This window comes from Solibacillus sp. FSL W8-0372 (assembly GCF_037969735.1).
GTDB lineage: Bacteria > Bacillota > Bacilli > Bacillales_A > Planococcaceae > Solibacillus > Solibacillus faecavium.
The window spans coordinates 3,161,630-3,172,942 of record NZ_CP150204.1 but is presented as its reverse complement, the minus strand read 5'-3'; the positions used below and the strand labels follow the sequence as shown (position 1 = coordinate 3,172,942).

At 36.9% G+C, this 11,313-nt stretch carries 14 protein-coding genes; 8 read left to right on the top strand and 6 right to left on the bottom strand.

What is annotated here, in order from left to right; all coding sequences use genetic code 11:
- Positions 1–126: 126 nt before the first annotated feature.
- Both MKY13_RS16295 and MKY13_RS16290 read right to left on the bottom strand, forming a co-directional pair.
- A complete protein-coding gene (locus MKY13_RS16295; protein ID WP_339213905.1) occupies positions 127–504 on the bottom strand; it encodes a YxiJ family protein in 378 nt (125 codons plus the stop codon).
- Between the two features lie 22 nt (positions 505–526).
- Entirely contained in the window at positions 527–1,018 is a 492-nt protein-coding gene (locus tag MKY13_RS16290; RefSeq protein ID WP_339213903.1) for a hypothetical protein, read from the bottom strand.
- A 341-nt stretch (positions 1,019–1,359) separates the two neighbouring features.
- On the opposite strand from MKY13_RS16290, the gene MKY13_RS16285 reads away from it, so the two are divergent.
- Positions 1,360–2,880, top strand: a complete 1,521-nt coding sequence (locus tag MKY13_RS16285; RefSeq protein WP_339213901.1) for an AbgT family transporter — start codon at positions 1,360–1,362, stop codon at positions 2,878–2,880.
- Between the two features lie 94 nt (positions 2,881–2,974).
- Complete coding sequence (locus tag MKY13_RS16280) at positions 2,975–4,153, top strand: amidohydrolase (protein WP_339213899.1); 1,179 nt, start codon at positions 2,975–2,977, stop codon at positions 4,151–4,153.
- 396 nt (positions 4,154–4,549) lie between these two features.
- Here the strand turns inward: MKY13_RS16280 and MKY13_RS16275 are convergent, their stop codons facing one another.
- The 3 genes from MKY13_RS16275 to MKY13_RS16265 form a co-directional block, all read right to left on the bottom strand.
- On the bottom strand, positions 4,550–6,199 hold the full coding sequence (locus MKY13_RS16275; RefSeq protein WP_191699656.1) for a methyl-accepting chemotaxis protein: 1,650 nt from the start codon (positions 6,197–6,199) through the stop codon (positions 4,550–4,552).
- Between the two features lie 19 nt (positions 6,200–6,218).
- Positions 6,219–7,193, bottom strand: a complete 975-nt coding sequence (locus MKY13_RS16270) for a BMP family ABC transporter substrate-binding protein (RefSeq protein ID WP_339213895.1) — start codon at positions 7,191–7,193, stop codon at positions 6,219–6,221.
- Positions 7,194–7,528: 335 nt separating this feature from the next.
- Positions 7,529–7,780, bottom strand: coding sequence for a hypothetical protein (locus tag MKY13_RS16265; protein ID WP_339213893.1), 252 nt, complete (start codon positions 7,778–7,780; stop codon positions 7,529–7,531).
- A 452-nt stretch (positions 7,781–8,232) separates the two neighbouring features.
- Here MKY13_RS16265 and MKY13_RS16260 point away from each other — a divergent pair, with 452 nt between their 5' ends.
- Entirely contained in the window at positions 8,233–8,388 is a 156-nt protein-coding gene (locus MKY13_RS16260; RefSeq protein ID WP_339213891.1) for a hypothetical protein, read from the top strand.
- A gap of 306 nt (positions 8,389–8,694) precedes the next feature.
- Here MKY13_RS16260 and MKY13_RS16255 read toward each other — a convergent pair whose 3' ends face one another.
- Positions 8,695–9,102 (bottom strand): hypothetical protein, encoded by a 408-nt coding sequence (locus MKY13_RS16255; protein WP_339213889.1) that lies wholly within the window; start codon positions 9,100–9,102, stop codon positions 8,695–8,697.
- 504 nt (positions 9,103–9,606) lie between these two features.
- Here MKY13_RS16255 and MKY13_RS16250 point away from each other — a divergent pair.
- The 5 genes from MKY13_RS16250 (at position 9,607) to MKY13_RS16230 (ending at position 11,206) form a co-directional block, all read left to right on the top strand.
- Positions 9,607–9,792, top strand: a complete 186-nt coding sequence (locus tag MKY13_RS16250) for a hypothetical protein (RefSeq protein WP_339213887.1) — start codon at positions 9,607–9,609, stop codon at positions 9,790–9,792.
- 14 nt (positions 9,793–9,806) lie between these two features.
- Entirely contained in the window at positions 9,807–10,256 is a 450-nt protein-coding gene (locus MKY13_RS16245) for an SMI1/KNR4 family protein (protein WP_339213885.1), read from the top strand.
- A 60-nt stretch (positions 10,257–10,316) separates the two neighbouring features.
- Positions 10,317–10,472, top strand: coding sequence for a hypothetical protein (locus MKY13_RS16240; RefSeq protein WP_339213883.1), 156 nt, complete (start codon positions 10,317–10,319; stop codon positions 10,470–10,472).
- A 54-nt stretch (positions 10,473–10,526) separates the two neighbouring features.
- The gene (locus tag MKY13_RS16235) at positions 10,527–10,679 is read left to right on the top strand and encodes a hypothetical protein (protein ID WP_339213881.1); all 153 of its coding nucleotides are present in this window, start codon (positions 10,527–10,529) and stop codon (positions 10,677–10,679) included.
- 68 nt (positions 10,680–10,747) lie between these two features.
- A complete protein-coding gene (locus tag MKY13_RS16230; protein ID WP_339213879.1) occupies positions 10,748–11,206 on the top strand; it encodes a hypothetical protein in 459 nt (152 codons plus the stop codon).
- Positions 11,207–11,313 lie beyond the last annotated feature (107 nt).

The following is an 11,313-nucleotide window of genomic DNA, read 5'->3' as shown; positions in this document are numbered from 1 at the left end:
AGGCAATTTTGCATATTTAGCTAGTTTACAAAGTGGCATTATAAAATATAAGGCATGGTAACCTGGCACAGAATCAATGTGCACAGGTATAGCCAGGCTTTTTTTGTGTTTGAAATTTAGTGGGAGCTAATAATGGAAGGTAGGAAACAACAACTTTAATAACAATTTTCTTGCTTGCTCGAAAGTTGTATATTCCTGATGAAAATGATGATATTTTGCTATATGGTCTTCAAAAAATTCATATTGATAGTGCTCAATAAAAGATTGAAATAGCCTATCAATTTGACCTTGTGGGATTTGATTTATGTTATCACTTAAAACATAACTTAGCGTTCCGGCAATGTTCACACAGTAAAAATAAAAATCATCATAGAAATCCACCTCATTAGGTAATTTCATAAACTCTGTTCGAAAATCTTTCGCTATTTTATTAATATCTTCGGTGGGAAATGGTTTTCTTAATGTAGGTTCAATTTCGGTTAATTGCTTTAAAATATCGTTCATAGGATCTCCCTTAATGTTGGGGCTATTTTTTCTTCGCTTTCTTCTTTTTTGAATCCGTTTTTTTCTTTTTATCTTTCTTCTTAGATTTTTTCTTTTTTTCCTTTTTTAACTCGGTCTTTTGTGAAGCAGGCTTTAATTTTGTTAAATCGATTTCAAAGGGAATTAATTCTGCTTTCCTACTTTCTTTAAGCTCTTCTCTATACTCTATTTTCCCTTTAGGATATTTAATAATATTGATTTTTCGTAAATCCTTTTTATTATTATTTAATGCACAGGTATCCTCATGTTTAAGAGCATTGGTAATGAAACGTTTATACATAACACGTGTCTTATTTTCATCATGGTAATGTAAGCTATGGGTATCACACCCACCTTGCTTCCACGTGTATTGTGGCGATTCGATATAGTGACGATCTTCTGTATCAATAAAGTAAGTGATGCTTGCAGAATTGGACGCAGGATGAAATGTAACGGTCGTGATGTTGTGCTCGTAATCTACTAAGGTATAGTGCATTAAACTACCTCCTAAGTGATAATGGGTATTCTTGTAAATTAAATGGTAAGTTAAAGGGTATTCAATGTCAATATTCTACAGTAATAACTTGAAATAGAACTGAATATCAAAAAAAATTTTCATTATATAGATCTAAAAAGGTATCTATTTTTACTTAAGAAAAGCCTTTTTTACTATTCAATGGACAAGACAGAGATTAGATCTTCCTCCAAATTTCATTTCTAATAAGCAGAAATATTATCGAAATATAACAAAAAATCTAAAAATTCGCATAACGAGTTGTTAATTATTTCTTGCTTTGTTATTCTATAAAACATTAATCAACTAGGGGGGGCGCATATATGGAAAACAAAGTAGTAAAGAAAAAATTAGTTGATAGGTTTTTAGATGGAATCGAACGAGCGGGCAATAAACTTCCGGACCCGGTTACGTTATTCGTCATTTTGGCATTTTTCGTTTTGGCGCTATCATTTATTTTATCAAAACTAGGAGTTTCGGCCGTTAAGCCAGGAACTGACGAAACGATTGAAGTTATTAACCTGTTGAATCGTGAAGGACTTATTCAAATCGTTACAAACATGGTGACGAACTTTACTAGCTTCGCTCCGCTTGGTATCGTCGTTGTAACGATGATCGGTATCGGGGTAGCTGAAAACAGTGGCTTAATATCGGCGTTAATGAAAAAGACGGTTTTAAGTGCACCGAAAAAACTTATTTTGCCTGTTATTATATTTACAGGACTTGTCGGGACTGTTGCCGCAGACGCAGCGTTCATTATTTTACCTCCAATTGCCGCGATGATTTTCATGAGTGTTGGACGAAATCCACTTGTTGGTTTAATCGCGACATATGCAGCAATTGCCGGAGGGTTTAGTGCTAATATTATTATTTCGTCTTTAGACGTTTTATTACTAGGTATTACACAAACAGCAGCACAATTGGTTGATCCTACATATACAGGACTTGCAACGATGAACTATTACTTCATGATTGTTTCGACATTTTTAATAGTGATTGTAGCAAGTTGGGTAACAGTAAAATTCGTAGAGCCACGCTTTGGTAAGTACAGCGGAGAAGTTGAGGTCGCTGAACCACTAACAGCTCTAGAAAATAAAGGGCTTCGCTGGGCAGGGATTGTCACAGTTGCCTATATCATTTTAATGGCTATTTTAGTAGTACCAGAATCAGGGTTATTACGTAATCCAGAAGATAACGGCTTTTTAAACTCACCGTTTATGACGGGTATTGTGCCGATTATGCTATTCTTCTTCTTACTACCGGGCTTAGCATATGGTATCGTGACGAAGAAGGTAAAATCAGACCGCGATGTAGCGGAGCAAATGTTTAAATCAATCGGTGACCTTTCTTCATTCATCGTATTGGCATTCGTAGCAGCACAAATGATTGCTTATTTTGGGTGGAGTAACATTGGTCCGATTTTAGCAATTAAGGGTGCAGAGTTTTTACAAAATATGAACTTTACCGGTGCGCCAATGTTTATCGGCTTCATTATTATTTGTGCATTGATCAACTTACTCGTTGCAAGTGCATCTGCAAAATGGGCTTTACTGGCACCAATCTTTGTACCGATGTTCATGTATTTAAACTATTCACCAGCTGTTACACAAATGGCCTACCGTGTAGGGGATTCCATTTCAAATCCGGTTACACCGATGCTTGCATACTTTGCGATTTTACTAGCATTTGCGAGACGCTACGATAAGAATATCGGGATTGGTACGTTAATCTCAGCGCTATTGCCTTATTCTATCTTCTTCGCGATTATGTGGATTATTTTATTCGCTGTATGGTTCATGTTTGGCCTGCCATTAGGCCCTGGCGATGGGATTTATTTAAAGTAATATTTTAGGATTTTGAAAAGTAGCCTTTAGAAGTAGGGAATTACTTGTAATGTTTATTCGAAATACAGACAACTTAGAAAATGGGGTATGAGAAATGACGAATATATTTGAAATACTAGAACAGCATTTTGATGAAATGGTTGCGATTCGTCGCTACCTGCATGAAAACCCGGAGCTTTCACATGAAGAAGTCGAAACGCCAAAATATATTGCTGAGTACCATCGTGCCCTTGGACATGAAGTGCGTGAAGGTGTAGGTGGTCGTGGGGTAGTCGCTACTTTAAGAGGCGGTAAGCCAGGTAAAACGGTTGCGCTACGTGCAGATTTCGATGCCCTATCAATTCAAGAGCAAAATGATGTGCCTTATAAATCAAAGGTAGATGGCAGAATGCATGCATGCGGTCATGATGGCCATACCGCGTCACTTCTTGTATTGGCAAAGGCACTGAACAAAATTCAGGACGAGATTCAAGGGAATGTCGTGTTCATCCATCAATTCGGTGAAGAAATTGCACCGGGTGGGGCGATCCCGATGATTGAAGATGGCTGCTTGGATGGGGTCGATGTTATTTTCGGTCAGCATTTATGGGCACCGGTTGAGCATGGGAAAATTGCTGTTTGTGAAGGTCCGTTAATGGCTGCAGCAGATGCCTTTTATATTACGATTAAAGGGAAAGGCGGACACGGAGCAAAACCACAGGAAACGAAAGACTCGATTTACATCGGCTCACAATTTGTTGTGAATGCACAGCAATTATTAGGTCGCCGTATTAATCCTGTGAAACCGGCTGTCGTTTCAATTTGCCACTTTGAAGCGCTAAATCCATTTAACGTTATTGCCGATTCAGTGAAGATTAAAGGAACGGCCCGCGTATTTGATGAAGAATCGCGCGGCATTATTGAGCGCGAGCTGGAAGATGTATTGAAGGCTTCTTGCTTAGTAATGAAGGCAGATTATGAATATAATTATGTGCGCGGGTATTCGCCTGTGATCAATGATCGTGAGACGACGAGATTCTTCATCGAGCAGGCAAAAGAAACACCAGGTGTCGAGGAAGTTGTTATTTGTGAACCGGAAATGGGCGGTGAGGACTTTGCCTACTATTTAGAAAAGGTACCGGGCACATTCTTTTTCACAGGTGCGCGTGACCCAGAGAAAGAAGAGGCGTACCCGCACCATCATCCGAAGTTCGATATCGATGAGCGTGCACTTTTAGTTGCTGCCAACACACTTGCGAAGGCAACGTTGGAGTATTTGAAGAAGCATGCTTAAATTGGAGACGCGAAAACCTGTTGAGTATAACGGTTTTCGCGTTTTCTTGTTTAAAGTCAACGTTCATCTGATTAATGATGAGTTCGAGAAGAATATAGATGAATTTTTTATCGAGAAGAATTTTAGGAAACATTTTAATATAGTATTTGGATCGACAGGTTTTTATTTAGTTTTAATGAAACAGGACCCGAAAGGATTTTATTTTTTATTCTTAATGATGGGTCTATCCATTCGGTTTGAAAAGTTTTGAAAGTAGTGGGGGTTAAACTGGAGGATTTCTTCCCTTAAAATTACTAAAGAAGAATCCATTTTTCTAAATCTCTTTTCAAAATGGATTCTTCTTATTTATCGTAAAAGGTTATAAGATGGTGAGGCTATTTGATAGCCACAGTAAACTTATGTTCTAAACTCCGCCACAATCGCTTGCAATTGTTCGGCAAGACGAGCGAGAGAAGTAGCTGCTGCATTTACTTCTGACATAGATGCCAGTTGTTCCTCAGAAGCTGAGGCAACTGATACAGCATTGTCAGCTGTTGTTTCAGAAACCTTCGCCATTTGTAGCGACTGCTCTGAAACAGATTCTATTTTAGAATGGATGCTATCGGATACAGTTGAAATCTGATTTACTTGATTTTGCACTTGACCGATAATTGACAATATCTCTTCAAATGTAGCCTTTGTATCATGGGAGATGCTGATTCCTGCATCTACTCGATCCTTAACTTGCTGAATAGAAGAAACAGTTTTCGTCGTATCTGTTTCAATTTCAACTGCAATGCGTGAAATATCGTAAACAGACTGCTTTGTCTGTTCGGAAAGCTTTTTAACTTCGTCTGCAACAACAGCAAAGCCTTTACCAGCTTCACCAGCACGAGCGGCTTCAATCGCGGCATTCAGTGCAAGTAAGTTTGTTTGATCGGAAATATCTTGAACAAGCTTTAAAATATTTACGATTTCTTTCGTACGGCTAGCAAGTAATGTTAATGAATCTGCGGTTTCCTCAACGGTAGAATGAATCAGATTCATTTGAGTTACGGTATTTTCTACATACACCGAACCTTCTTCAATTTTTTCACTTGTTGAAGCAGACAGTGCCGTCGCTTTACCCGCCTGACTAGCAATTTCTTTTGCCTCTATTAATACATCCTTTGCGAAGGCAGCAGAAGAGCCCGACATTTCTTTTTGCTTGTCTGCTGCATCTGATACATTTTGAATGGATGTGGAAATAAGTTCGGTTCCAAGCATTGTTTCGTCCGCGCTGGCCATGAGCTCCTCGGCAGATGCAGCAACTTGGTCTGAACTGTCAGACACATGTGTAATAATATCCCTTAAATTGCTTGTCATTTGACGGAAGGTAACTTGTAACTCACCTACTTCATCGTCTGTATCCTTGTCATCCAGTTCCACATTTAAATTCCCGGCTGCAATTTCCTTTGCACCGGCTGTTAATCGTCCTATGCGACTGACAATTTTGTTTGTAAAGTAAAGAGCTGACACGACACTCAAGAATAAAAGTACGACTGCGGCAATAATCGAAATCCATGTAATGGCTTTAATTTTGTTGCCAAGTTCTTGTTGCATCGCGGTATAGTTTGCACTAACCTCTCGTTTTAGCTCGATTACATCATTTACAATTCCGCGAGTACGCTGTGATTGACGCTTAATTTCTGCAACATTTGTATCTTGCAGTGAGGTAGCTGTCGCTTCTGCGATTTTTGCGAATTTCTCTTCAAAGCGGGTACTAATCTTTTGTTGGCGGCCTGATGTAAAGCTGCCTTTCAGATTTTTATAAACCTCTTCTGTTCGGGCTAAATCGGTTTCAATATTATGCTTATTGTTTTCTGATACATTAATTGAATAGACACTTAGTGACTTTTGAAGGCTTTGGACCGTGCTGTTTAATTCCTCAACTGCAACAAGGGAATCCACTACTTCTTCCGTAGAGGCGTTGAGGCTCATAAGCTGGCTAATATTATAAGCAATAATACAGACAGCTAATAGTAGTGGAATCAAGGCCAACATTAATATTTTCTGTTTTAATTTCATTGTTGTACGACCCTTTCTTCTACTTAATTATCAGTTGCCCGTCTGCAAGCTTTTGCTGAACGTCTTCCAATAGCTTTTTTTCCTCTTCAGTTAAAGACACGACACGAATTGGCGCAAGGCTAACACCATTTTCTTTAATGCCAAGCACTTTATCTTTTTCCGAAAGTACCCCTGTTTCAGCAATTTCTTCGATTGCCTGATAAACAGCTGTATCAACTCGTTTCATCATGGAAGAAACAATTGTATCTTCTGCAAGGAAAAACTGATCGCTGTCCACACCGAATGCATGTACACCTGCTTCCTGTGCAGCTAAAATAGAGCCAACACCTGTAAAGCCGGCAGCGGGATAAATATAGTCCGCCCCTTGTTCGATCATATCCCGTGCAATAGAAGCACCAAGTTGATCATCCCCGAAATCCCCGGCAAATACAGATAAAACTTCAACATCCGGATTTACTTGTTTTGCACCTGCTATAAATCCCGTTTCAAATCGTTTAATTACAGGATTATTTACGCCACCGATAAATCCAACAACATTACTTTTTGATTTCATCGCTGCCAATGCACCGATTAAATAAGATCCTTCATCATCTTTAAAAGTTACATTATGAATATTCGGCAAATCTGATTCGGCATCAATCAATAAAAATTGCTGATCCGGATAGGCTTTAGCAATCGCTTCAAGATCCTCTTGCACTGTGAAGCCAATACCAATAATTAAGTCTTGCCCCTCTGCCATCAGGTCTTCCAAACCTTGCTTATATGTACCGCTTATCTCAAGCTCTCGGTAATCGAACGTAATATCCAATTCATCACGCGCTTTTTCCAGTCCTTCAAACGCTATATCTGAAAATGACTGGTCACCGAGCCCTGCATCTGACAGCATAACACCAATTTTAAATCGTTCCTGTTTTATCTCCTCTGAACTTTCTGAGCAAGCAGAAAGTAAGACTGAAACGAGAAAGCTAAATAAAAACAACCACTTTCTTTTCATTCCATCATTCCTTTAAGTGTATTACAGAAGTATGACTTCCAACATCTCTCATATTAACGCATACTTACTATTTAATAAATAGAAATAAGGGTTGGTGGTATATTTATTAAATATTGCGATTATTCAGGCTAGTAGTAGGGGATTAATTATATTCATTAGAAGGGGATAACACCTTTTAAAAGTAGAATTTTACGATGTGATTAGTGTTACAGACAATGAGAAGGGAAATCTGCCGATGAGTCATTAAGAATGTGTTGCAAGAAAATAAGCGGGAAATTTCCCGCTATTTAGTGAGTGGCCTCTGTTTTTGGGGTAAATAAGGGGAAATCCTCCGCTTATTTCGTATAGGAATTTATATTTTTTATTAACCAAACTAAATATTTTGCAGCAAAGTATGTTAACGGGATACCTAATAACAAAATAAATAAGCCGAAATAATAACTATCAAAAAAATATTGATTTGATATATACGCAGCTATGTTAAAGAATGGAATATAAAGTATGATCATTAACGCAATAATGCCCACTTGTCTCTTCATTACTTTATTTTCTTTCTTATTCAGCTCTTCTTTACGTTTTTCATCCATAAGTAACTTCACCTTTCCCATTCATAGATTTTTGTGAATACTCGTGTTGCAGAATTGGGATTCATCTTGTTAATGTGAGTTTAACATAGTTCGGTAGCATTCATAAAAAATATTATGGAAATGGCTAGAATTACTAATGCGGCAGTTCCAACAAGTCTTCACGCAGTAAAAGGGGGATGATGTTATAGTGACTTTAGTAGTTTTAATGCTAGGTTTATTTTTAATGATTTATTTGAAGAAACCATATCTATTTAGTAAAAGAGTATTCGATTATATTTTTTTAGTCGGTTATTTATTACTTCTTACACTTTATATAATTAACACAGCTTTTGTTAGAATAATGTCTGATGCGTTATTTTTAATTGTTACAATTACTTTCCTATTACCTTTGTTTATTAGATTTATTACAGTGAAAAATAGTACCCAATAAAAGATTAGAGGAGGTTGGAAAAATGGATTATACAAAAGTCTATAATGAGGAACTGATTATTTTAGTAAAAGAGAAAATACAGTCCGTAGGTGAAGTGAAGGCAGTGAAGTTTGTAAGAGAACAAACAGGTTTGTCCTTAATACAGGCAAAAAAATTCGTGGATTTTTGTAAAGAATAGATACAGAAACTCAGACTGTAGACAAACTCGAAGAAATTCGGGATTGCCTACAGTCTTTTTTATTAAAATAAAGTTAACTAATGAAAACCGTTGATTTCCATTGCGGGACCGATGCTTTCCCCGGGCACGGCTCCAGCTAACTAAATTGTGCCTACAACGGCAGGCACAATTTAGTGGATCTTCCGCGCGTGCGGTTCCCGGTGGAGTCACGGTCCCTCCACTCCAATCAACTTATTCATCGCTTTAAATAAAGTGAGATACGATATCAACGATGACTAGTAATCAATTCTCTAAAAAAATATATAATCAAATATTTGAAACATTTGTTCCTTCCGAATCATTCGGATAATAGAGCTCTTTTCGTAGGCACACGTCTTTATGACGTAATTTTTCACCCTTAAATCGTATCCAAATTTCGTCATCTGCCATGACACCATGCGTTTTACGTACGATGCCCCAACGGTTATAGGCTTGCATGTCAAGGCTTTCAAGTAGTTCATTGGCATTGGCACGTGTTGGTGGGAACGTACGCCACTTCAGCCATTTTTCAAGTTCTTCTAGTGTAATATGCCCTTCCATCATTGGTGAAAACTGCTTGTTAAAGTCATTAATATAATTTACTACATAAGGCGATCCACCATTTGCAGGCTTTAAATCGACTGTTGCAATGATGTCATCCATCCACATGACATCAAACTTCATATAATCAATCATCTGTTTCACTACCTTCCACGAATAGATGTTTAAAAATCGGATCATTCATCTCATCTGCAGGGATATGAATGGTTTCCATAATTCTCACGTCCAATTATTTTGAGTTTTCTCTATTATATAGGGAGTTAGAAGTCTTTTCATTAGAAAGCTGCTGAGACGAATCACTAAAGCATCGAGAACCCATTAATCAGTCAAATGGGCTTATAAATTTCAAAAATTCTAGATAAATGTCTTTTACACCTTTAAATGATCGAGTTTAATGGTTTTTGTGTTTTTGTAAGTTATCAAATCATTCAAAAGTATTGGTTCTCTTTCTCGAGAGCGCTAGAATAAACAGATTTATATTAAACTTATTTTATTATTATTGTTTTGATATTAAATTTTTGCGGTTCAGACTATTTGTAGCATGCGAGCTAAGGAACAATATACTTTTGATTATGGTAAACTCCTAAGTAATCACTGTGAAGGCAATTATTTGAAGTGCATTTACTGAGGAGGGGAAAGATGGAGTTTTTAGCGAAAAGGATTTTAGGCAATACATTAATTTTCTGGATACTCTTTCTAACACTCGGGCTAACAGGTTTTTATTTAGTGTTTATGAAAAGCGATCTGAAAGGGTTTTATTTGTTATTTTTAATGGTCGGTTTATCCATTCTTTTTGAAAAAGTGTTATTTAAAAAGGATAAATAAAGGAGGCGTATTTGTTGAAAAACATATGGTGTATAGAAGAAGGGAAAGAAAAGCTAACTGATGATATGGTAAAAAACGCAGAGAAAAAATTAGGTGTGACATTACCGGATGCCTACATTGAGCTATGCAAAATTCAAAATGGCGGCTATATCACTTACGATGCTTTTCCAACGTCGGTTCCTACAGGATGGGCGGAGGATCATATTAGTGTTGACCACATTCGAGGCATTGAAGAAGAGGGGATCCTTTCCAATGATTATTACATAGAAGAGTGGGATTTACCGAAAGATATCATCCTTTTAGGCGGAGACGGGCATACGTGGACGGCAATGGATTACAGAAAGACGAAGGAAAATCCACCCATCATTTATATTGATTTGGAATGGGGCGACGACATTTTCATTTTGCAGCTGGCACCGGATTTCGCAGCGTTTGTTGATGGGTTGTTTCATTACGATGGTTGATCAAGTTGTCATTATGTATAAAGAGCTGTAGCCTCTTAAGTGCAAAGGGAGGGGAAAATTTTGAACAAAGGGTTCGTTATCTTTGTTATAGGAATAATCATGTTCATGTTAGGGATCTATTTATCTACTAGTTGGATTGTAGTTGGATCTATTATTGGGATTAGTGGAGGATTGCTCATAGGCCTTAGCTCTTATTTTATGGCAATGGAGGATTAAACAAAAAACATATGTTACAATAATGAAATTAAAAATTAAAGGAGAAAAAGTACAATGGAAGAAACAGCTATATTCAAAAGTTATTCTAGAAAATTGATGAGAGATTTAAATGATATAAAGAAAGCCCTAAAAGAAAAGGATTACGAAAGTGCAGAAAAACTTTTAGATCATCTAATTGAAGATACTCAAAAGGGTATTGAAGACTAGTATAAAAGATGCCAGCAAAAGCATCTTTTTTATTTTGTCATTTTTGCCTTTCGAAAGGAGCACCTATTGTGAAAAAGATTTGGCTGATCATTGTTAGCTTTATAGCAATTTCAATGATCATTATTATATATCAGCAACACCAATTAATTAATGACTATCGTAGTTTACTTCATTCTGAAATGGAAAAATTAAATGTTCCGATAGAACGTATTCTCGAATTTCATCAAGAGGCCGAAAATTATAATGAAAAAGAGCGTGCTGAAAAAATTGAGCGTTTAAATGAAACTTTTGCAGATTTTTCGAACTACACTGGGACTGGACTGCAATTAGAGTCTTGGATAAGGGACAGATATTTTATAACCTATAATGATACTAAATTAGCTTATTTTTATTTTATAAAAAATTATATAGCCGCACCAACCACAGAAGAAAGAAATGTAATTTATAAAAATTTAAGGGAGCGATATGACCAATATCGTGAATTTCTTAAAGTTGCTGAAGAAGAGTTAACGGAACCTTTTGAATGAGGAATATTCACTACAAGCAAAGCTTTCTACGGGACTCAAGCCCGTGGAAAATATAAAAAGGACACCATTTTTCTTTTGAGAGAAAAATGGTGTTTTTGGATTCTGTC

What these genes read in the sequence shown, in the direction of transcription:
- MKY13_RS16250 (WP_339213887.1), top strand. Translation starts at nt 9,607, where the DNA reads ATGGAGTTTTTAGCGAAAAGGATTTTAGGCAATACATTAATTTTCTGG.
- MKY13_RS16265 (WP_339213893.1), bottom strand. Translation starts at nt 7,780, where the DNA reads ATGGATGAAAAACGTAAAGAAGAGCTGAATAAGAAAGAAAATAAAGTA.
- MKY13_RS16295 (WP_339213905.1), bottom strand. Translation starts at nt 504, where the DNA reads ATGAACGATATTTTAAAGCAATTAACCGAAATTGAACCTACATTAAGA.
- MKY13_RS16285 (WP_339213901.1), top strand. Translation starts at nt 1,360, where the DNA reads ATGGAAAACAAAGTAGTAAAGAAAAAATTAGTTGATAGGTTTTTAGAT.
- MKY13_RS16235 (WP_339213881.1), top strand. Translation starts at nt 10,527, where the DNA reads ATGGAAGAAACAGCTATATTCAAAAGTTATTCTAGAAAATTGATGAGA.
- MKY13_RS16255 (WP_339213889.1), bottom strand. Translation starts at nt 9,102, where the DNA reads ATGATTGATTATATGAAGTTTGATGTCATGTGGATGGATGACATCATT.
- MKY13_RS16280 (WP_339213899.1), top strand. Translation starts at nt 2,975, where the DNA reads ATGACGAATATATTTGAAATACTAGAACAGCATTTTGATGAAATGGTT.
- MKY13_RS16270 (WP_339213895.1), bottom strand. Translation starts at nt 7,193, where the DNA reads ATGAAAAGAAAGTGGTTGTTTTTATTTAGCTTTCTCGTTTCAGTCTTA.
- MKY13_RS16275 (WP_191699656.1), bottom strand. Translation starts at nt 6,199, where the DNA reads ATGAAATTAAAACAGAAAATATTAATGTTGGCCTTGATTCCACTACTA.
- MKY13_RS16260 (WP_339213891.1), top strand. Translation starts at nt 8,233, where the DNA reads ATGGATTATACAAAAGTCTATAATGAGGAACTGATTATTTTAGTAAAA.
- MKY13_RS16290 (WP_339213903.1), bottom strand. Translation starts at nt 1,018, where the DNA reads ATGCACTATACCTTAGTAGATTACGAGCACAACATCACGACCGTTACA.